Raw genomic sequence first — 20955 nt, 5'->3', positions numbered from 1 at the left:
GGTCGTGGCCGCTGCTCGCCCGCTGTACGACGCCCGAGGAACGGGAGCGGGCGGAGCAGGCGCTGCGGGCGGCGCGCGCGGGCACGTACCGCTTCACGGCGGACGGCCCGCTCGGCGAGGCGGCCGAACGGGCGCGGGCACTGGCCCGCTGGGGCCGGTGGAACGAAGCATGGCGGCTGCTGTGGGCCGCGCTCCCGCACTGGCGGCCGCTGGGCCCCGACCATCTGGCACCCCTGGGCCTGCTCGCGGATCCGGTCCTCGGTCCGCTGATCACCCGGGAACGGGCACGGGCGCTGCTGGCCCTGCCCCGGGCCGGGTTCGCACAGCTCCCCGCCGCCTCACCCGGGCCCGCCGGGGAGGCCCCCGGCGACGATCCGGTGGGTCTGGCCTGGCTGGAGGACGCGGCACCGGACCGGTTCCGCGACGGCTACCGGGCCGTGTTCGCGGCGGACCCCGACCCGGCGGGCCTGGCGGCCCGTCTGAAGGACCCCGGCGGCGGCGGTCCCGGCCCCGGCGGACGGCAGCAAGGGGATATGACGCCCGGCCCGGACGGGCTGTATCCGCCCCTCAGCGGCTGGGACACGGAGTACCGGCTGGGCCTGGGGCTCCGCAGCACGTCGTACGACGACCGGGCCCTGGCCCGGATCGGACAGGCGGCCCCCGGGTGGAGCTTCGCCTTCGACAGCACTCCGGGGGGCTTCGACGAAGGACGCTTCGTCTCTCCGGCCGCCGCCGCGTCGGAGGGGACCAGAGCGGTGGTCGTCTGGCACAGCATCGACACGCGCGACCGGACCCGGACGCGTTTCCATCTCTCGGTCGGGGCCGACGGAAAAGAGGTGTGCACGTTCTCCGTGACGGAGGGGGACACCGAGCCGCACTGGACCGGGGAGATACCGCCGTGGCTGGCACTCGACGGCTTCCCGGCAACGACCGCGGAGTGGCGGGGCGACGGGAACCACGGAAGGGACGCGGACGACGGGAGCACCCCGGCCCGCGGCCTGCCGGGGGCGCGGCGCGCACTGGAGGCAGTGGGGCGGGCCCTGGGACTGACACTGCCCCGCACCGCCCTGCTGGAAGGCCCGCTGCACAGCGTCGTCACCCGGTCATGGGCCCGTCCGCCGGGTCCCGGCGAGCCGTATCTCACCATCGTCATCAGCCGCTGAGAGTCGCCGTACGCGCTCCGCGGGGACCGGTCGTGGGGCCTTCCGCCGGGGGCCGGCCGGTGCTTCGGCGCCGACGGCGGTTGAGCACCCCGATGAGAGAGGCAAGGCCGGCGGCGCCCGCCGGGTCGTCCGCGTAGCGGGTGGTCTGGAGAGGACCGACCTCGGGAAGGACGATGTCTTCCCGGTCCAGGACATGGACCAGGGTCAACAGCGCGGCGCGGGCATTGCCGTCGGTGAAGGGATGGAAGAACGCCACATCCAGATAGGCGCGGGCCGCGCGGGCGGCCAGGGGAACGGCCGGGTCGGTCGTCTCACGCAGGCAGGCGTCGAAATCGGCCTGCGTACGAGAGGTGAGGCCGTAGCGCTCGCGGCCGCCTTTCGCGTAGGCGTCGCTCGCACGGAACGGTGCCTCCGGTGCGGCGAGGACTTCGCATTGCCAGCCCGCCAGCACGGTGAAGTCCAGTGGAGGGCGGCGTACGGCGTCCTCCCGGGCCAGGGCATGCGCGGCAAGCAGACGTTCGGCGCGTACCGGATCGCGCCGGCGCACCGGACCCCGGCACCAGTCCCGGAACCCGTCGGGGCCGGGCGGCACCCGCCGCAGGGCCGGCGCGCGCTGCCAGTCGGCCTCGCGGCGTACGCGCAGCCAGACCGAAAGGCTGTCAGCGGCGGTCATGGAGATCCTCCAGCGCCGCCCTCTCACGGTGGTCCTGGTACGGGGCGTGGCCGGTGAGACCGACGGCGAGGTCCTCGCCGACGGAATCGACCACGGTCCGTTCCGGGTATACCCAGCTCTCGAACCGGCCGCCGATCGCGCTCTCCACTGCCCGCGCGGCTTCGGACCGGTCCATGCCGATACTGGTGAGGAACCAGCCCAGGACGATCGACGTCTGGCCGCGCCAGCCGTTGTCCGCACCCGAATCCACCGCGTGGGTCACGAGCCGGACGCAGGCCCGTTCCAGATGCCAGCTGCGGTCCTCGGGCGAGATGCCCGGCGGCGGTGCCAGCTCGGCGAAGCGCCGGGCCGTCAGCTCCAGCCACTCCCGCCACTCCAGCAGCGCCGATACGACGCGTTCCGCGGTCTCGTCAGGTGTCGTCACCGAGCTCGGCCCGCCCCAGTTGCCGATGGGTCCGCCGTGGTAGTAGCACCAGCTCCATCCCCAGGCCCAGGGGCCGTATCGCTCCCGGAGGATCGCGTCCGCCTGACTCTCGAACCAGTGCTCACCCTGCCGGCCGCCGGCCATTCCGGAGAGCACCGGCGGCACCCACTCACGGATCAGCGAGCGGAGGCGGGCTTCTTCGTCCTTGTCCCAGGCGAACGGGTGGCGGGCCGGATCGAATAGCTCCCAGTTCCGGATGGACTCGTAGCCGACAGAGGGCACCCGGTTGTCGGGGAAGGGCAGGGTGTCACGGTTGTACGTCAGCGCGGACCACTCTCTCTGTTCCAGGTGAACGACCCGTCAGTCTCGGCTCGAACCCCCTGGGATCGCGAATGGTTTTCGGACCGCGCCCCGGACCCGGCATTGCGCAGATCGGTGACCTGCGCTCCTCGTCACCGAGTGATGCTCGTACCGCGGCCGGTGTCCGGCCCGGGCAGTTCACGGAAGCGGGCAGACGCATGGACCGCGGCGGAAGCCCGGCCGTGGCGCGGGGGCCGGGGGTCTCCCGGCCCTTCGGGTCGTCCCCGGGCCGGCTCGCACTCGAACCGGTCCGGGGACGGTGAACCCGGCCGCGGCCGTCGCGGGGATTGCGCGGGCCGGGCCGGGGTCGTCTCAGCCGGGTCCGTCGCCCTGCCAGGTCGCCCGGACCAGGGCCCGTTCGGTGCCGGTGAGATAGACGGCCGCGGCGAGCCAGGCGCGTGCGTACGCGCCGGGGTCGGCCTCCTCGGTGCGGCCGAAGACGTCGCGGCCGCGCCGGTCCGCTTCGGCGGCCAGCTCCGTCAGCAGCTCCGCCGCCGTGCGGAAGCCGACCCGGCGCAGGGCCGCGGCGGCTCCGGCGCGGTCGCCGTCGCGTGCGGGCTGGGCGACGGCCCGGCGGCCGCCCGACACGGCGACCTCGACCAGCCGCCGCAGCCGCCACAGCGGTGCCTCCGCCACCGGGTCCGGCGGGACGGAGGGCAGCCCGGCCGGGGCCGGCAGCGCGTCACCGGACGGCAGATGGACGCCTTCGAGGCGGTCGTAGCCCAGGTCGGCATGGCCCTGCCACTCCGCCGGCAGACGCAGGGTCGTCGTGTCGTCGCCCGGCAGCGGCCCGACGGCCAGGGGCCGGAGGGTGGCGGCACGGTCGGGATCCGGACGGCCCACCACACGCAGCCGCAGTCCGGGACGGGACGCCAGCCGGCGGAGGTTCACGGTGTGCGCCAGATCGGGATGGCCATGGGCCGGGAGCAGCCGGATCAGCAGGCCCTCCCGGTCCGTCCCCGCGGGCGGCAGCTCCCGCGCGAGGACATGGTCGTTGAACGCTCCGACGACCACCAGATCGCAGCCGATGAGTTCACCGGAGGGCTGCCCCGCCGCGTCGGGGTCGTCCACCGGCTCGTTCGCGGGGCCGTGGCCCACGGCCTCGGAGAGCGGCCGGGAGAACAGGGCGGCCAGCGGACCCGAGGTCCAGGACCGGCCCGGGACCGGCGTCGCCCGGACTCCCTTGCCCGCTCCGAGACGGCCGTCCGGCGACAGGGTCGCCCCCGAGACCAGCAGCCCGCCGCGGGAGAGCCGGGCGTGGTCGAGACTGCCCGAGCCCAGCGCGACCGTGGCCGTCGCGGCACCGCGGGCCCGGGCGGCACCGCCCGGTTTGACGTCCGGAACGGTGAACCAGCGTCCGTCGTCGGTCATGACATGGGTGACCACGCCGCCGTACCCGGTCGCCGAGATCACCGGCTCCCGGCACACGCCGTGCACGCGCAGCGCCCCTTCCGGGCGGTAAGTACGGCGGGCGGACCCGACCCAGGCCGGGTCCGGCTCCGGCGCGGTCAGCCGGACCGTGGTCAGCAGCAGTTCACGCAGATCGCCGACGAGGTCGGCCAGCCGGTGGCCGTCATGGCGGGATCGGGCGCCCCGCAGCCCGCGCACCACGCGCAGGGCCGCGCCCTCCGCACGGTACAGCCCGGCGAGCCGCGCCGAGTGCGAGGCCCGCAGCAGCTCGGCCTGGGCGACCGCGCCCGCCGCGGGCACCCCGGCGGCCAGGACCGCCGCCGCCGCGGTCCACAGCGCCTGTGCGGCGGCCCGTTGCACGGTGGTGAGGTCCGTCCGCGACGAGGCGCCGGAGCCGCCCGGCTCCGGTACGGGGGCGGACGGGAGGTCCGCCGTCCCCGTGGCCGGGTGCGCTGCCGAAGCGGAACCGGGGTCCGGTACGGCGCCATCGTCGGCCGCCGTGTCCGGCAGGGGCGGCGCCGTCTCCGTGTCGGCCACCGGGCAGGCGCTCAGTACCGCGGCGCGGTGGAGGCACCTCGGCGCCAGCAGGCAGCTGCACACCGCCTGCCCGTCGTCCGTGACCGCTCCGGAGGGTCCGGGGGTGAGGACGACCTCCGCGTCCGCACCGCACCGCACCCGCCGCTCGGTGCCCGTCACAACGACGGGAAGGGCCGCGTAGGCCTCCACCGCGGCGTCCAGCTTCTTGAGCAGCCGGGAGGTCAGACCCGCCACGGCGGCGGCGGTCACTTCCGGCGCTGTCGGGGGGAGTTCGGGGTTCATCGGGATTCTCCGCGGAGGCGATCGCCCACCCAGCGGGCCAGGGCGAGGGGACTGAGGGCGGCGACGGGCATACCGGCCGCGACCAACTGCTCGGCGACGGGCACCGAGTAGCGCGGGGTGCCGTGGTCGTCCAGCGCGGCACAGCCCATGAGATGCACCCCCGAATTCGCGAGGGCCCGGACCTCGCCGAGGAGCCCGCCGAGCGGGTACCCCTCCTCGAAGTCGCTCACCACCACCACGAGGGTCCGGCTCGGGACCGTCACCAGGGAGCGGGCGTGGGCCAGCCCGGCCGCGATATGGGTGCCGCCGCCCACGCGGACCTCCAGCAGCAGGGAGAGCGGATCGTCGACCCGGTCCGTCAGATCGACGACGTCCGTCGAGAACGCCAGGAAGTGGGTGCTGAGCGTGGGGACACCGCCGAGTACGGCCGCGGTCAGCGCCGACCAGATCACGGAGGCCTCCATGGACCCGGACACGTCGACCACCAGGATCAGCCGCCAGTCCGCCTCCTTGCGCGAACGGGTGCTGAACACCGGCCGCTCCGGAACCACCACGGTCCTGCCGTCCGCCGTCCTGCGGGCGTTGACCAGACCGGCCCGCAGCGTGCGCGGCAGGTCGATCCGGCCACCCGGACGGCGGGTCGGGCGAGGGGTGGCGAGACCGGTCAGCGCCGGACGCATCCGGGTGGCCAGCTCCTTGGCCAGTTCGTCGACCAGCCGTCGTACCAGCGGACGCAGTTGGGCGAGCCGCTGCTCGGGCAGCCCGCCCGCCAGCGACAGCACGGACGTCAGCAGCCCGACGGACGGGCGGACCGCGTCGGGGTCGAGTTCGGTCAGCACATCGCTGCGTCCCCCGTCGGCGGCGCGGGCCAGGACCTCCTCACGCACCTCCGCACCGAACAGCGCCCGCAGTTCCTCGGCCCATTCGCACGCGCTCGGGAAGGAGGCTTCCTGCCCGCCGCCGGGACCGCCTCCCAGGTCCGCGGAGCCCTCCCCGCGGCCCCTGCCGTACAGCTCGTCGAGCGCGTGCGCGTAACGGAGGGCGTCCGCCGGAAGCCGCTCCGGTTCCCTGCCGAGCAGCAGCCGCCACCGGTCCGCCGCCGACAGCCGCGGTACGCCGTCGTCGTACGGCTTGTCCGGCTCGTGCGGCTTGTCCGCGACGGACCCGGGCGCCGGTGTCACGGGTGCTGCGGGTGCGGTCCCGGCGGCGGGTGCCGCGGGGGCGGCTCCGGCGGCCGGTGTTCCGGGGGACGGGCGCGGCGGGGACACCGGCCGGAGGGATTCCGCCGCCGAACGCCCCGCCTCGTCCGCCGCCGTCCACAGGGCCAGCAGTTGCGGGGAGGCGCCCAGCGCGAGGTCGAGACGGTCGCCCAGCCGTTCCGTCACGGTGTGCAGCAGCCGCTCGCGGCCCGCCGGGGTGAGGGTGTCGAAGCCGCCGCGCAGCGCGGGCAGCCGGTCGAGGAACGCCCGGTCGCCGAGCGAGTCGATGCGGTCGAGCAGCGGGTCTAGGGCGCCCGGGGAGGACTGGAGCAGCGGTGCTGCCCCGGTGAGCAGTCCGACGAGCCGGCGGGAGAGCGCGCGCCGCGCGTCGGGACCGGTGGCCGTGTCGATCCACCCGGCGGCCCTGGCGCCGAGCGCCTCGGCACCGTCCAGGTCGAACAGCACCCGGCAGGCGAGAGCGGCGCCCTGGACGAGCGGGGACGCGGAGTCCGCGAGGTCGGCCAGGGCCCGGTCCATCCGCAGCCCCAGGCGGAGTTCACCGGCGCGTGCCGCCAGGGCGACCAGCGCGGCCGCCTCCTCCGGGTCGTCGCTGCCCGCCAGCCCCGGCAGGGACCGTACCGCCGACTCCAGAAGGTCCGCGGCGAGCGCACCCGCGGTCCGGATGTCCTCGGGTGTCGTGCCGGGCAGATGCCCCCGGCGCAGCGCCTCCAGCAGATCCAGCGCGCCGAGGATCTCGGGGATCGTCGCGGACGCGGGCAGCACCTCGGCGGCCTCGGCGAGCCGCCGGCCGACCAGCGCGGGCAGATCGCAGCGCGCGGCGTCCCGGAGCCCCGTCAGGATCAGGGCGCAGGTGGGGCCGCCGTCGGCCGACTCCCGGCGGAAGGTCTCCCGCAGGGTGCCCTCCGCCGCGAGTGCGGCGGTCACACCGCGCACCCCGGCCAGGTCCAGCCGGACCGGTACCGAGGGGGTCCACGACAGCCGCCACCGGGAGGAGAGCGCGGTGGCGTCGCCCGTACCGGCAACCGCCACCGGCTCGCCGTATCCCACCCCGCACACCTCCAGCCGTCGAAGGAGGATTTCGCGCCGGTTGTCGAGGGCCGAACGCACCGGTTCGAGACGCAGTTCGCGCGGTGCCGGGTCGTCCGGACCCGGCAGCCGCAGTTCGGTCAGCTCGGCCTCGACGGACGGGCCGAGCCCGGAGCGCGGTGTGCCCGGCGCGACCCGGCCGCGCTCGGTGCCGACCAGGACCACTTCCAGGGCCCGGGCCAGAGCCCGGCCCCGGCCGAGCGGTTCGCCCTGGCCCAGTACCACCGTGACGGCTTCCAGGACCTCGCTGCGGCCCGGGGCCGGGAGCCCGCGCAGCCGGGCCAGATCGCAGGCCACGCGGAGCGTCTCCCGGGCCTCGCCCGTCCCCGCCGTATGACCGGCCGCCCGCAGCTCCCGGCAGACACGGGTGATCGTCCCGGCCGCGGCGTCGTGCAGCAGACCGGGATCGCCCCCGGCGCCGAACACCGCCTGCTGCCAGCGCGGATCGCGGATCCCGGCGGGGTAGCCGGACCGGGAGTCCAGCAGCTCGAACCCGTACGGGACGAGCGAGGTGACCACGGTGGCGGCGTCCCCCGGGGGTACCGTTTCCGCCGCTGCGGCACCGCGTGCCGCCGCCCCGCGGACGGCCGGCGCCTGCTGCCCGGCCGTGCCGTCGGCCGGAGGATGCCCGGTGGTGCCGCCGGCCAGCGCCGGAGCGTGGAAGGCACCGATCACCGCCGCCACCCGGCGGCCGTCCGCCGCCGCGCGGGCGACCGTGTCCCGCATATACGCCTCGCGCGCCAGGTCCACGGCGTCCACCCCGCCGGACGACTCGGCGTCCTGGCGCAGAGCCCAGCCCACGCCCAGCGCGGCCCGGCGCAGCGCCTCGGGTGCGGAGCCCGGGGCACGCACCTCCACGGAGCGGTCCCACAGGTCGTCCCCGGCCCGGCCGGTCCCGGCGGCGGTGAGCGCCTGCGCGAAGGACGTGGGCGCGGGCCCGGCGGCCGGTTCCCGGGGGTCCCCGGCCCGATCCGGGTCCGGGCCGTCCCAGGCGGCGTCGCCCATCGGCAGATCGCAGCAGACGACCTCCACACCCCGCTCCCGCGCCCAGCGGACCGCGGCGAGTTCGGGGGAGAAGTCGGCGAACGGGTAGAAGCCGAGCCGGCCGCCCCGGCCGGCGCCCGCGAGGGCGACCGGCGCGACCGTGCCGGGCGCGCCCAGGTGGACGAGCCACGGCTGGAAGTCGGCCGGCAGCTCCACGCAGACCACTTCGGCACCGGCCGCGTCCAGCAGCGCGGGCACGGCCGCGGCGAGCGCGGGGCTGTGGTGCCGTACACCCAGCAGGTACGGCACCGTGGAGTCGGCGAGGGCGTCGAGTGCCGTCCGGGGATCCCGGACGGCGGCCGCCCCCGCGTCCTGAGCGTAGGTCACCGGAGGTTCTCCCGCAGGTCCCACAGGCGGCGCCAGGTCGGCGAACCGTCCTCCGCGCGGCGGCGCACCGGGCCGTCCCAGTAGCCCAGGAGGCGCGCGTGGTCGCCGGGATCGTCCTTGCGGACCACGCCCAGCAGATGGCCCGGGACCAGGTCGAGGGAGTCCCCGGCGGGCAGATAGGCGGCGGACACGCCGAGCGAGACGGCGACCTGCACCGCCTCGGCGGTGGACATCACCGTGCCGGGACGCTCCACGTCCCAGCCCTCGGCCGAGCGCCCGGCCCGCAGGTCCCGGAAGACGGTCACCAGGACGTCGAGCACCGCGTCGTCGACGCCGAAGGCGGCACCCGCGCGCTCGACGGCCGCGACGGCCTGGCGCTTCACCAGCGCGGTCTCGGCCTCGACGTCCGCGATCGGGTCGACGGTCTCGAAGTTGAAGCGGCGCTTGAGCGCGGCGGACATCTCCGACACACCGCGGTCGCGCAGGTTGGCGGTGGCGATGACCGTGAACCCGGGAGCGGCGGATATCTGCGCCTCGGCCGTGCCGGACAGTTCGGGCACGCTCATCCGCCGGTCGGAGAGGATCGACACCAGGGCGTCCTGCACCTCGGGCAGACAGCGGGTGACCTCCTCGATACGCGCCACCCGCCCGGAGCGCATCGCGGCGAGGACCGGCGAGTCCACCAGGGCCTGCGGAGTGGGCCCCTGGGCCAGCAGCAGGGCGTAGTTCCAGCCGTAGCGCAGGGCGTCCTCGGTGGTGCCCGCGGTGCCCTGCACGGTCAGTGCGGCGGTGCCGCAGACGGCCGCCGACAGCAGCTCCGAGAGCATCGACTTGGCCGTACCGGGCTCACCGACCAGCAGCAGGCCGCGCTCTCCGGCGAGGGTGACCACACACCGTTCCACCAGGGCGCGTTCGCCGACGAACTTCGGGGCGACGACGAGCTTGCGGGGCAGCGTCTCATGGGGCTCGGGGAGTTCGAGGGCTTCACCGGCGCTGCCGCAGACGAAGGTGACGACGGAGCGGGGCGTCAGCAGCCAGCCGGGCGGACGCGGACCGTTGTCATGGGCGGCGAGGAAGGCGAGTTCCGTGGCGTGACGCTCTTCGGCGGGCAGTGTCTGCCGGGGCGGGGGCGTCGGTGCCGTCGTGGTGCGGGGCATGGATGTCCTTGCTGGTCGGTGCGGTCGGATTCGGCCGGTGGATGCGGTGGATGCGGTGTGTGCCGGTGGGCCCGGTGGGCGTCGGAGGTACGGGGAGTGCGGGCGGTGCGGGGGCACCGGTGAGCGCGGATGCCGGGAGGGGCGGGGGCACCGGTGGTGGCCGGTGCCCCCGTGCGGCCTCCGCCTGTGGTGGTTCCTCCGTGCCGGTCAGCGGCGGCGGCCCCGCTGCACCTTCAGCTCCTCGAACCGGGGCGGGTCGCCGTCGAGGACCCGCTGCCAGGCCCGCCGGTACAGGCCGGCGGCCGGTTCGGCCGGCACGATCACGCCGAACGAGACGTGTCCGTCGTGGACGACGTCGTACAGCGGCAGCTTCCAGCGCTCCAGCGGGACCCGGGGCGCCGGCTGTTCGGCCCAGCCGCCCGGCAGGAAGAGGGAACGTCCCGCCCTGGTCCGGGTGGCCTGCACCACGAGGTCGGTGGCCGCCAGTTCGGCCCGGGCCGCCTTGAGCCGGGCCGGCTTCCAGCCCGTCCAGCGGGCCGTGAGCCGGTCGGTCGGATCGGGCATGGCGAGCAGCATCAGATACAGCGTGGCCGCGTCCTCGCCGAGACCGTACTTTCCGGCCGCCTCGGCGACCAGGCCGGGCACGGAGCGGCCCGGGTCCTGCGGCCACCAGGTGCCGGACCCGTCGCGATCGCCCGCCACCGGCTCCCCGGGGTCGGCGAGCAGGGCCGCGAAACGGGGGTCGTGCATCAGCCGCAGGGCGACCTCCGCCTGGTACGGGTGGTCGTCGACGCGCGTGGCGGGCAGATGGGGGTCCTGACCGGCCTCGTCGAGAAGGTCGACGCGGATGCCCGGGGCGGGCTGGTTGTCGTAGGTCGACAGGACGACGGCGCCGTACCGCTCGAATCCCGGGCCGGTCTCGGTGGGCGTACCCGCCGCCTTCCGGAAGTCGGGAAGGCTGATGTAGCGGCCGAGGTCGAGCATCAGACCGGGGGCCGCCAGCCGGGCGCGTACGGCGTCCCAGGCGGCCGGCAGCGCGGCCCGGACCGGGTCGCCCGCGGGCAGCCGGTGGGCCAGCCAGGCCGTGACGGCCACCGAGCCGACCAGGGTCTCCACGGTGAAGCCGGGCCCCTCGTCGTCGACGGGACGCACCCGGTCGCGGTTGACCTCCCAGCGCACATCCCGGCTGAGCTGCGGGGAGCCCGCCGGGTCCAGCAGCGCGGGCAGAGCCGCCCGTACGGTCCACGCCGAGTGCTTGAGGGCGCGGACGGCATCGCCGAGCAGCTCCTCCGGTATGGCGATACGCCGGCCGACCCCGGCGTTCCAGACGGCGGCAGCCGCGGCCGTGTCCGGGCCCTCGGTCCACAGCAGGACCGGGTCGGCGGGCAGCAGGGCGGCCACGACGGCGGCGCGCACGGAGCCGTCGATACAGCCCAGTTCGTCCTTGGCGACGGCCGCGGCCGCGGCCTTCACCCCGAGGATGCCGCGGGCCTCGGCGGTGAGGAAAGTCCGCTCGTTGACGTCGATCCCCGGCAGCCCGGCGACGACGAGCCGGGCCATCGTCCCGGTGACGCCGGTCAGCCGGGCGAACTCCTCGGCGGCCTCCGGGAACCACGGCGCGGGGCCGCGCGCGGACAGTTCGGCCAGGAACTTCCCGATGCCGACCGTACGGCCGTCCCGGCCGATCGGTTCGCAGGACAGCATCTTGTAGGGCTCCGGCGCGGTGAAGCGGCCCGCCGGGTCGTGGAAGAGACCGGTGAAGTCGCAGCCGTCGTCGGTCAGCGACCCGTAGCCCGTCACCGCGACGAAGGCACCGTCCCCCAGGGGCAGCAGGCTCTTCCAGGAGCCCTCCCGCTCGTCGCCCGAGGCGATCCGCAGCCGGTGCGCGTCCAGGTGCAGGGTCACCTCGCGCCAGCGCCCGGACTCCGCGGGTCCGCCCAGCTCCAGCCGGTCGAAGGCCGCCAGGAGGTCCCGCAGGGCCTCGCGGTGCTCGTCGGCGGTGGTGCTGTGGGCGGCCCGGTAGGCGAGCGCCGTGGCCCGGGCGATCAGGGCGGACAGCTCCAGCTCGCCGTTGGGCAGTTCCGGTCCGTCGAGGTGCAGACGGCGGCCGGACGGATCCGGTTCGGCGTCGGTGGCCTCGGCGGCGCGGGTCATATCGCGCAGGGCCCGGAAGACGGGGTCCGCCCGGTCGTCGTGGCCCCACCAGTAGCCGTCCGCCGCACCGAGGCCGCTGATCGCGTCGCGCAGCAGACTGTCCGGCGGGCCGGCCGGCCCCTCGTCGACCGGGCCGCTCTCCAGGGCCCGGCCCAGCCGGGCCGCCGCCGAGTCCAGGACGCTCTGCTGGGCCGCCGCGTAGCGCACGACGCCGGCGATGCCCTTCACCAGCGCGGGGTGGGTGACGGGCAGCAGGGAACGGATCACGCCGTGCAGCGCCTCGGCGTCCTCGTCCCCGGCGGCCGCCAGCAGGGCGGCGGCGGTGTCCCGGTCGACGCGCCGCAGTCCCGCCGAACCCTCCGGGTCGCGGGCGGTCAGGCATTCCCAGTACTGCACCGGCGGCAGCAGAAGGGTGCCCTCGCCGAAGGAGCCCGCCGTACGGTCGGTCTTCGCCCATGCGGTGACGGCGCCCTCCGCGTCCACCAGGTCGAGCCGCCAGCTGCCGCGGACGACCGCGGTGGGCCGCTCGGCGCCGGGGAACATCACCATCGTGTACGGCACACCGGCCTCGGCCGGGACCGTGAGGGTGTGCCCGGCGAGGTTCTCCAGGCGCGAGGATCCGTCCGGGAGCTCCACCCTGCGCAGGCCGGTGATCCCGAGCACGGGCGCGCAGACCGGGCCCGAACCGGCCGTGGGGGAGGGGAACAGCCTGCCGCCCGTGTAGCTGCTGCCCTCGGGGGCGTCCAGCAGCGCGTCGGCGAGGAAGGCCGGCAGGCTCATCCGGCCGTGGTCGCCGGTCGCCGGGTCGTACTCGTACCAGCCGCGCGCCGCGCGGTCGTCGGAGTCCGTGCGCCACACCCAGTACGAGGTGCCGTCGAAGAGCATCCGGCGCTCCTCGGGCACGGTCGTGTCGCCCGCGTGCACGATGCCCCCGCCGGTGGTCCGGCCGCCGCCGGGCAGCGGCAGGGAGATCCGCATGTTGCCCCGGTAGTAGTCCATTTCGGTACCGCGGGTGGCGCGCGGGCCCTCCAGCGACTCGATGCGGTCGGGCCTGCTGTGCCAGTAGCCGCGCTGACCGCTGCTGCCGTTCCAGTAGACGAGGAGTTCGCCGTCGACATGGTGGAAGCCCGGGTCGCCGTGGCGCTCGTTCGGGGGGATCCGCAGATCGTGGGTGAGCACCGTGCCCTCGGCACCGATCACCCGGGCCTGGGCCGTGCCCGCGACCACGAGATGGGGCCATGCCTCGGCGACGACCACATCCTCCACCTGGGCCTTCGGTACGAGATCGGCCACCGCCTCTTCCCAGGCGGGCCAGCCGAGTTCGTCGAAGAGACCGGTCCGCAGGGTGCGTACCAGCGCGGGGGCGAGGTCGGTGGCGACGGCCGCGCGCACCTCGTCCTCCGCGAGCGCCAGCGCCTCGGAGGGCAGCCACTTCAGCCGGTCCAGCGCGTCCGGCAACTGGGGCAGACCGGCCACGGTGAAGCGCTTGACGACCTCCGCGACCCACCGGGCCAGCAGCGGGCGGCCGCCGGGAGACCCGGCCAGCAGCCGGATGGCGTGCAGCGAGTTGTCGTAGTTGCCGAACTTCTCGGCGCCCCTCAGGAAGGCGTCGTGGAACCGCGCGTCGGCGCCCAGGGACAGCAGATCCCGGTGCCCCTCGCCCTGTGCCCACTGGATGAGCGGCAGGTCGTCGTCGCGGTCCGGCGCGGCCAGCGGGACGTCCAGGGACAGCAGCAGGTCGATCAGGTCGACGTCCTGCGTGACCCGCAGCGCGCCGGCGGACGCGCCCAGCTCGGCCCGGAGCACGCCGACGCACTTCTCCACCAGCGGGTACAGCTCGGGCATCCGGGTGGGGCGGCTCCAGGAGCACGCCCGTATCCGGAAGGCCAGGAAACGGTCCAGCCAGCCCGCGGTGCCGTCCCGCGGCCGCTCCTCCCCGGGCAGCGAGGTGTCCCACAGGCCCGCGGTGGCGCCGGAGTCCTCCAGCATCTTGAGCCACAGCGGGGGCATCTCGTCGTCGTAGGCCGTCGGGAACATGTCCAGCAGGGTGCCGCGGACCCGCCGGTCCCGGGCGGCCAGCGCCACCAGGGCGGCCCGGTGGCCCTTCCACCAGCCGGCCGCGGCACGCAGGGTGGCCGGCAGACCGAGCAGCTCGGCGAGGTACTCCTGCTCGGTGAGTTCGACGTCCCGTCCCGCGGCGCGGGCCAGTTTGCGCAGGTCGCCCGCCATCTGCGCGGACGGCGGAAGGCCACCCGCGGTACGGCGCACACAGAGCCCGGTGAAGCGCCGCAGCGCCTCCTCGGCCGGTACCCGGGCGGCCAGCTCCCTGCCGTAGCCGGAAAGCACCTTCACCGGCAGTGCACCCGCCAGGGCGAATTCGAGGAACACCGCGTCGAGACGGTCCTCCTCGATGTCGAGCCCGTGCTCGGACTCGGCCTTGCGGGCCCGGGTGAACAACTGCGCCGCGTACGTGGTGTTCTCCTCGGCGAGGAACACCCGGCCCGCCTGCTCGTAGAAAGTCGGCAGGAAGTGCGGCACGGAGGCCGCCAGCCGCGCGCCGATCTCCGTATAGGCGTCCAGGGCGGACTTGGGCCGCGACCTCACCTGCCGGGCCGCCCGCTCCAGGTCCGGTACGACACCGAGCGCGTGGTGCCCGTCCGAGGGATGGTGCACCAGCACCCACTCGGGGAAGCCCAGCGACCGCCGCAGCCCCAGACCGACCACGGCCGGTTCCCCGTCCCGCTCCAGACCGAGGAAGCCGGCGGCGAGATCCTCCGCCGCGCCCAGCTCACCGGCCACCAGCCGCACCACCACACGGCCGTCGAGCCCCGGATGGCGGTAGCTGCGCGCCGTCAGCGGCACGGCCTGCTCACCCGCGTCCCCGGTGTCCGGCGGCAGGACCGCGCCCGCCGCGAGCATCTCCCCGTACGACACCTGCGTTTCCCCGCTCATGCGTCCTTGCCTTCCTCGATGTCACGCCCGGCGTACAGCGCCGCGGCCATCCGCATCCCCTCCGACCAGGCCACCGGGCCCACCTCGCACAGCGGCACCGCACGGCCGTTCTCGCCGTGCCAGGTCAGGCCGCCGGTCTCCACGGAGTCCTCCCAGTACGGCTCCCCGATCCATACGGAGGCTTCGAGGATGCGGCCGCCGTCGCGGACCCGGGCCGTGGAGTAGCCGCCCGAGACGCGGTAGCCCAGGGAACCGGCGCGGGCGGCGAGGGCGAAGCGCGAACGGAAGGAGCCGCCGGCGAACTCGCGTATCTCGGTCGCCCCGGGGGCGAGGTCGCCGGGCCGCTGCCAGGTCGCCCGGTGAATCTGCTCGACACGCTGAACGACCCCCAGCTCCGCGGCGAACTCCCGGAGGTCGTCCAGGTCGGGCAGCAGGACCGGGTGCGGCAGGGTGACCGTGCGCGGCGAGAGCCGGACGGTTTCGCCGTCGAGGTTCACCAGCTGCAGTTCGCCCTCCTCGGTGGCCCCGCGCAGCAGTCCGACCTCGTCGGGGTCGTCGCCGACCACGGCGAGGTCGCGCAGGGCCGACTGCCAGGCCTCGTCCGGCCAAACCCGGGCCAGCAGGCCGGTGGGCACCGGCAGCGACGACACCATCCAGGAGTCCACCTGCGCGACGCATCCCGCGGCATGCCGATCCAGCCATTCCGCAAATCGCCGCAGCCGCTCCACCTCGGGATGGTCCTTGAGGGCCCGCGGCAGGGATTTCAGCTGCCGCCCCGCCGCCCGACCCGAGGTGGCACGTGCTGCCACCCGCCCTTCCACCAGGGCGACTTCGTACCCGTCACCCGCCGACAGCCAGCCCACGATTCCCGCCTCACGCCTCAGGACAGCAAGAAGAAAGCACAGTCCAGCCGGGAGTTTCCGGCTTCGGTGCGACAACAAGCGGAACGTTAGCGGCGGACACTGACAAACGGCGGGGGAAGTTGCGGACGGAGTGCGGGAATCGGTCGGCGAGGGCGGTTCGGGGAGCACTCCGGTACCCGCCCCGGCACCGGCGACGCACGCGACGGGCTACGGCCCGGGGACTGTTTCCGGCCACCCGTCCGGGACCCGGTCCATGGGCGGCGGGGCCGGACGCGCACCGGAGGCCGACGGGGTACGGCGCGGAACCGGGGCCGCGGGCGGGCGGCGGGTTCGTGCGGCTACGGCCCCTCCGCGGTCTCCGTGAACGCGGTGGTGTGGTCGGCGGCCCACCGGTGGAACGTGCGCGGCGCCCTCCCGAGGAGGTCGGCCACCGTGGTGGTGACGTACGCGGGCCGTCCGGCCGCCGCGCTCCAGGCGTCGAGCAGCATGTCGGCGACCGGGCCCGGCACCGTATCCGCCGACCGCCTGCGGAACTCGTCCGGTGTCATCTCCTCGAAGTCGATGCGGCGTCCCAGGGCATCGCCGACGATGCGCACCTGCGCGGCCTGGGTCAGCGATTCGGGACCGGTGAGCACGAAGTCGCCTCCGGCGTATCCGTCCCGGTGGAGGGTCCGCGCCGCGACCGCCGCGACATCGCGGTCGTCGACGGGTGCCGTCTCGACGGCGCCGTAGGGCCACCTGACGACCTCGCCGGCCCGGATCGCGGGTCCCCACCAGGCGGGGGAGTTCGACGCGAGCATCCCCGGCCGGATGGTCGTCGACTCGATGCCGGTGGCCGCGATCAGCCGCTCGACGGCCGAGTGCAGCGCCGACGCGGGATTGGGCTGCTGGAAGAAGGGGTGCGGCGTCCGGTGCGGGGAGGAGAGGAAGACGACGCGCCGTACCCGGGCCGCCAGCCGCCCGACGACCGCCGCGGCCGTCCCGGGCGGGGCGGTCCAGACGAGGAAGACCGCACGGGCGCCGTCCAGCGCCGGATCGAGCGACTCGGGCACGGTGAGATCGCCGGTGAAGACCTCGGCCGGTGCGGGCAGCGTCGCCGCCGCCTCGGCGCGGCGGACGAACGCGCGGACCGGCACGCCCGCGTCGAGGAGTTGGCCGATGACGGCGCGGCCGATCCGGCCCGTCGCCCCGGTGACGAGCACGGGAGAAGTCTCTGTCCGATGCATGCCGCCCATGGAAACGTTACCCGGTTAAAAACGCAACCGGGTAACGAATGTTACGGTGGCTAGATGAGCGAGCCGACGGGGCTGCGGGCCCGCAAGAGGGAGCGGACGCGCGACGCCATCGGCGACGCGGCCGTCTCGCTGTTCCTGGAACGCGGCTTCGACCGCGTCTCGGTCAACGACATCGCCGCGGCGGCCGAGATCTCCAAGCCGACCCTCTTCCGGTACTTCCCCACCAAGGAAGACCTGGTGCTGCACCGGTTCGCGGACCACCAGGGCGAGGCGGCGCGGGTCGTACGCGACCGCGAGCCCGGCGCGGGCCCGATGGCGGCCCTGCACGGGCACTTCCGGGCCGGTCTCGACCGCCATGACCCCGTCACCGGCCTCAACGACCAGCCCGGGGTGGTGGCGTTCCACCGGCTGGTGTTCACCACGCCGAGCCTGGCCGGACGGCTCGCGCGGTACCTGATGGAGGACGAGGAGGCGCTGGCCGACGCCCTCGGTGAAGGCGTCGGTGCGCGCGTGCGGGCCGCCCAGGTGCTCGCGGTTCAGCGGGTGCTCGCCCGGGCCAACTGGCAGCGGATCGCCGACGGCCGGACCGCCCGTGAGGTCCATCCGGAGGCCGTGGCCGAGGCCGACGAGGCATTCGGCCGGCTGAAGTAGCGGCCGGCACTCGGGGTCGGGGAAGGCGCCGCGGCCCGGGGCCTGTTCGGGTTGCGCCGTGCCGCCGTGCCGCCGTGCCGCCGTGTCGGAGCCCGGGGCTGCGTCGTCTGAGCACCGGTCCCGCCGCGGCGGGGCACGGCCCGGGTCAGCGGTTGCGTTCGTAGTGGCGGCGCGCCTTCTCGCGGTTGCCGCAGCCCGCCATCGAGCACCAGCGGGCGCGGTTGGCGCGGCTGCGGTCGAGCAGGAACAGGCGGCAGGCGTCGTTGGCGCAGGGGCGCAGTCGGCCGGGCATGTCCTGCTCGACGGCGGCCCAGGCGAGGACCGCTTCGACGGCCAGCCGGGCGTGCGGGGGAGTCGTGAGTGTCCACCGGATACCGTCCGGGGTGACTTCCGGGGTCCGGTGGACTCCTTCGAGCAGCGGGTTCAGCGCGGCGGGCGGGCTTTCTCCCCGGACGATGTCCCGCAGGGTGTCCCGCGCCTCGCGCAGGAGTGCCAGTTCCGCGAGGGTGCCGTCGCCGCCGTGCTCCCGCGCCCAGCGCCTGCCGTCGGCCGGGTCGCGGAGGGCATCCCGCTCCTCGCCGTTGACCAGCGGCCTGCTGTTGAGCAGCGCCAGCAGCGTGTCCATCGGCCACCCCGCTCCTTTTCTAACCGGATTGAATCTATTGACAGGTTAGCTCACCCCGTGCTTGCATGGCGAATGGCTAACCACATCAAGCATCTAAAGGGGTTAGAAATGAGCTCGGTACACCACCGGACCGCCACCGTCGACGGCCACAGGATCTTCTACCGCGAGGCCGGCCCCGCGGACGCACCCGCGATCGTCCTGCTGCACGGCTACCCGACCAGCTCGTTCATGTTCCGCGAACTCATCCCCCTCCTCGCGGGCGACTACCACGTCATCGCACCGGACTACCTCGGCTTCGGGCACTCCGACGCGCCCCCCGCGACGGAGTTCACCTACACCTTCGACGCCCTCGCCGAACTCACCTCCGGACTCCTCGACCAGCTGGGCCTCGACCGCTACGCCCTCTATGTCCAGGACTACGGCGCTCCCGTCGGCTGGCGCCTCGCGCTCAAGCACCCCGAGCGGATATCCGCCCTCGTCACCCAGAACGGCAACGGCTACGAAGAGGGGTTCGTCGAACCGTTCTGGGCCGGCCTGTGGGCCTACGGCGCGAACCCCGGCCCCGACACCGAACCCGCCGTCCGCACCGCGCTGGACCTCGATGCCATCCGGTGGCAGTACCTCCACGGCGTACCCGACCCCAGCCTGGTCAGCCCGGACACCTGGGAGCACGACCATGCCCTCGTCTCCCGCGACGGCAACGACGAGATCCAGCTCGCGCTCTTCCGCGACTACCGGAACAACCGCCCGCTCTACCCGCTGCTGCACGAATTCCTCCGCACCAGCGAGGTTCCGGTACTCGCCGTCTGGGGCCGCAACGACGAGATCTTCGCGCCGGAGGGCGCGCAGGCCTTCGCCCGTGATGCCAAGGACGCCGAGGTCCATCTGATCGACGGCGGCCACTTCCTCCTGGAGAGCCACCTGGACGTCGTCGCGGGATACCTCCGCGGCTTCCTCGGCCGGGTCCTGAAGTAGGCGGGCACAGGTAAGCGGTTGCACCCGGGCCGGCTGTGCGGAGCCCGTGCCGGAGGGGTGCCGCAGGGGCCTCGTGGATGGCCTGAAGTCGATGCGGCCGCCCGCCGTGCGCGGACGGCGCGGGGGTGCTCGCCCCCGGCCGGTCGCGGAGGGAGCCGCGGGGCCGGAAGCGCTGCTGGGTGCCGCCTCCGGAGGCGGGGTCCGCCCGTGAGGAGGGGGAGGCGCAGGGCGGCGGGGCAGTGCGGAAGAAAATGCGAACGGGTGTATGGATCCGGCCGTTTCGGAGATCGGGCTGTCAACGGGTGATCAGAGGCGTAAAACTTGGGCCCGCGGCGCAGGTCAGCTACTGGCCTGGAACAGACGGAATACCCATGCCTGACACCCAGTGTCATCGAAGAGATCAGGAGTATCCGGATGGCCCGCTTGCGCGCACGCCGCCCTGCCCTCCTTGCCGCCACGACGGCAACCACTCTGCTTCTTCTGGGCTCGGCACCCGTGGCGGTGGCCGAACCCTCCGAGTCGTCGCCGAAGCCGCGGACCGCACAGCTGCTTCCGATCCCGCAGGGCGGCCTCCACAGCTTCGTCAGGGGGCTCAACAGCAGCGGCACGATCGTCGGCGAGTACTACGCGGAAGGCTCCAGCGGTCCTCTCGGCATCCGGTGGAACGCCGGACGCCCGGGCTACACCCCGCTGGCGCCGCTGCCCGGCGAGCAGTTCAGCCGTACGACCGCGCTGAGCGAGCGCGGCTGGGCGGCCGGTCTCTCCTACGACGACCCGGCCAACTCGCACCCCGTCCGCTGGACGCCGGGCGCCGCCCCGCTGCGGCTGGCACTTCCCGCAGGGTCCGGCCACGGCAACGCCGCGGCCGTCAACAACTCCGGTGTCGTCGTCGGCGACGCGTCCGTTGCGGACAACCGCTCCCGGCCGCTGCGCTGGCAGTCCGACGGCAGCCGGACCGACCTCCCCGTACTGCCCGGCGACGACAGCGGCACCGCGACGGGCGTCAACAACGCGGGCACGGCCATCGGATGGACCGAGAAGCGCGACGGCACCGGTGGTCCGGCGCACCCCGTGCGCTGGAACAAGGCGGGCGCCGTGACCGCGCTGCCCCTGCCGGCCGGGATCACCGGGGCCAAGACGAACCGGATCACCGACAACGGCGTGATCCTCGGCCACGGGCGGGCCGCCGGCAGCACGGAGTACGACCGGATCCTGGTCTGGGCGGCCGACGGCACCGTCCGCGACGCCGGGCGCGGGCGCGGGTACGCCGTCAACCGGGCGGGCACCGCCGTGGGAGCCTCGCTGCAGGACAACCCGTTCGGGGACACGGCCCGCTGGAACGCGGACGGCACCCGGACGGTGCTCGCCAACCCGGCGGAAGCGGCCGGCGAAGTCCTGGGGGTCAACAACCGGGGGACGGCCGTCGGATACGCATGGCCGCCGGCCGGCAACCCCGCGCTGGACAAGGCCCTGCTGTGGAAGCCCGACGGCACCGTCGTCCAGCTGCCGCCGACGCCCCTCGGCCCCTACGCCGCGGCGTTCATGGTCAACGACGCCGGGCTGGTCGCCGGATTCGCCGTCGGCACCGACGGCGCCGGAAACGCGACGACCTGGCGTGCGACGGTCTGGAAGCGCTGACCCTCCCGCCTCCCTTCCGCAGCGGAACTTCCCGTGACCGGCAGGGAGGCCGGACGGAGAACGTCCCCGGGTCCCCGGCGCGCGTCGAGCCCGAAGCCGATCAGTGCCAGGGCGACCGCCATCACCGGGTAGCCGAGGTGTCCGTCGCCGTCCTGGACGAGCCAGGGCAGGGCGAGGCC

At 74.8% G+C, this 20955-nt stretch carries 12 protein-coding genes and 1 pseudogene; 4 read left to right on the top strand and 9 right to left on the bottom strand.

Going from position 1 to position 20955, the window contains the following annotated elements; genetic code table 11:
- Positions 1 to 1163: pseudogene (locus ACWDR0_RS30590) on the top strand (hypothetical protein); the annotation flags it as partial.
- Here the strand turns inward: ACWDR0_RS30590 and ACWDR0_RS30585 are convergent.
- The 8 genes from ACWDR0_RS30585 to ACWDR0_RS30550 form a co-directional block, all read right to left on the bottom strand.
- Entirely contained in the window at positions 1153 to 1836 is a 684-nt protein-coding gene (locus tag ACWDR0_RS30585; RefSeq protein ID WP_456355059.1) for a Fic family protein, read from the bottom strand. The pseudogene ACWDR0_RS30590 and the gene ACWDR0_RS30585 sit on opposite strands and share 11 nt — an antisense overlap.
- Positions 1823 to 2542: a hypothetical protein gene (locus ACWDR0_RS30580; RefSeq protein ID WP_456355058.1), complete on the bottom strand. Its 720-nt coding sequence runs from the start codon at positions 2540 to 2542 to the stop codon at positions 1823 to 1825. The genes ACWDR0_RS30585 and ACWDR0_RS30580 overlap by 14 nt, the downstream gene beginning before the upstream one ends.
- Positions 2543 to 2932: 390 nt before the next feature.
- Positions 2933 to 4849, bottom strand: coding sequence for a hypothetical protein (locus ACWDR0_RS30575; protein WP_456355057.1), 1917 nt, complete (start codon positions 4847 to 4849; stop codon positions 2933 to 2935).
- Positions 4846 to 8526, bottom strand: a complete 3681-nt coding sequence (locus tag ACWDR0_RS30570) for a vWA domain-containing protein (RefSeq protein ID WP_456355056.1) — start codon at positions 8524 to 8526, stop codon at positions 4846 to 4848. Before ACWDR0_RS30570 ends, ACWDR0_RS30575 begins: the two co-directional genes overlap by 4 nt.
- On the bottom strand, positions 8523 to 9683 hold the full coding sequence (locus ACWDR0_RS30565) for an AAA family ATPase (RefSeq protein ID WP_456355055.1): 1161 nt from the start codon (positions 9681 to 9683) through the stop codon (positions 8523 to 8525). The genes ACWDR0_RS30570 and ACWDR0_RS30565 overlap by 4 nt, the downstream gene beginning before the upstream one ends.
- Positions 9684 to 9890: 207 nt before the next feature.
- The gene (locus ACWDR0_RS30560; protein WP_456355054.1) at positions 9891 to 14789 is read right to left on the bottom strand and encodes a DNA-binding protein; all 4899 of its coding nucleotides are present in this window, start codon (positions 14787 to 14789) and stop codon (positions 9891 to 9893) included.
- Positions 14786 to 15652: a DUF4132 domain-containing protein gene (locus tag ACWDR0_RS30555; protein WP_456355053.1), complete on the bottom strand. Its 867-nt coding sequence runs from the start codon at positions 15650 to 15652 to the stop codon at positions 14786 to 14788. Before ACWDR0_RS30555 ends, ACWDR0_RS30560 begins: the two co-directional genes overlap by 4 nt.
- Positions 15653 to 15990: 338 nt before the next feature.
- Positions 15991 to 16878 (bottom strand): NAD(P)H-binding protein, encoded by an 888-nt coding sequence (locus tag ACWDR0_RS30550; RefSeq protein WP_456355052.1) that lies wholly within the window; start codon positions 16876 to 16878, stop codon positions 15991 to 15993.
- A 63-nt stretch (positions 16879 to 16941) separates the two neighbouring features.
- Between ACWDR0_RS30550 and ACWDR0_RS30545 the strand changes: the two genes are divergently transcribed.
- Positions 16942 to 17538 carry a TetR/AcrR family transcriptional regulator gene (locus ACWDR0_RS30545; RefSeq protein WP_456355051.1) on the top strand — a complete coding sequence of 199 codons (597 nt, stop codon included), beginning with the start codon at positions 16942 to 16944 and terminating at the stop codon, positions 17536 to 17538.
- Positions 17539 to 17683: 145 nt separating this feature from the next.
- Here the strand turns inward: ACWDR0_RS30545 and ACWDR0_RS30540 are convergent, their stop codons facing one another.
- On the bottom strand, positions 17684 to 18163 hold the full coding sequence (locus ACWDR0_RS30540; RefSeq protein WP_456355050.1) for a CGNR zinc finger domain-containing protein: 480 nt from the start codon (positions 18161 to 18163) through the stop codon (positions 17684 to 17686).
- 108 nt (positions 18164 to 18271) lie between these two features.
- On the opposite strand from ACWDR0_RS30540, the gene ACWDR0_RS30535 reads away from it, so the two are divergent.
- Positions 18272 to 19138: an alpha/beta fold hydrolase gene (locus ACWDR0_RS30535; RefSeq protein WP_456355049.1), complete on the top strand. Its 867-nt coding sequence runs from the start codon at positions 18272 to 18274 to the stop codon at positions 19136 to 19138.
- A gap of 414 nt (positions 19139 to 19552) precedes the next feature.
- On the top strand, positions 19553 to 20776 hold the full coding sequence (locus ACWDR0_RS30530; RefSeq protein ID WP_456355048.1) for a hypothetical protein: 1224 nt from the start codon (positions 19553 to 19555) through the stop codon (positions 20774 to 20776).
- Positions 20777 to 20955 lie beyond the last annotated feature (179 nt).

It is taken from the genome of Streptomyces sp. NPDC003691, assembly GCF_053981115.1.
The sequence above is the reverse complement of the archived record's forward strand: the minus strand, read 5'-3'. Positions and strand labels throughout refer to the sequence as shown.

What these genes read in the sequence shown, in the direction of transcription:
- ACWDR0_RS30540 (WP_456355050.1), bottom strand. Translation starts at nt 18,163, where the DNA reads ATGGACACGCTGCTGGCGCTGCTCAACAGCAGGCCGCTGGTCAACGGC.
- ACWDR0_RS30545 (WP_456355051.1), top strand. Translation starts at nt 16,942, where the DNA reads ATGAGCGAGCCGACGGGGCTGCGGGCCCGCAAGAGGGAGCGGACGCGC.
- ACWDR0_RS30560 (WP_456355054.1), bottom strand. Translation starts at nt 14,789, where the DNA reads ATGAGCGGGGAAACGCAGGTGTCGTACGGGGAGATGCTCGCGGCGGGC.
- ACWDR0_RS30575 (WP_456355057.1), bottom strand. Translation starts at nt 4,849, where the DNA reads ATGAACCCCGAACTCCCCCCGACAGCGCCGGAAGTGACCGCCGCCGCC.
- ACWDR0_RS30530 (WP_456355048.1), top strand. Translation starts at nt 19,553, where the DNA reads ATGGCCCGCTTGCGCGCACGCCGCCCTGCCCTCCTTGCCGCCACGACG.
- ACWDR0_RS30535 (WP_456355049.1), top strand. Translation starts at nt 18,272, where the DNA reads ATGAGCTCGGTACACCACCGGACCGCCACCGTCGACGGCCACAGGATC.
- ACWDR0_RS30565 (WP_456355055.1), bottom strand. Translation starts at nt 9,683, where the DNA reads ATGCCCCGCACCACGACGGCACCGACGCCCCCGCCCCGGCAGACACTG.
- ACWDR0_RS30585 (WP_456355059.1), bottom strand. Translation starts at nt 1,836, where the DNA reads ATGACCGCCGCTGACAGCCTTTCGGTCTGGCTGCGCGTACGCCGCGAG.
- ACWDR0_RS30550 (WP_456355052.1), bottom strand. Translation starts at nt 16,878, where the DNA reads ATGCATCGGACAGAGACTTCTCCCGTGCTCGTCACCGGGGCGACGGGC.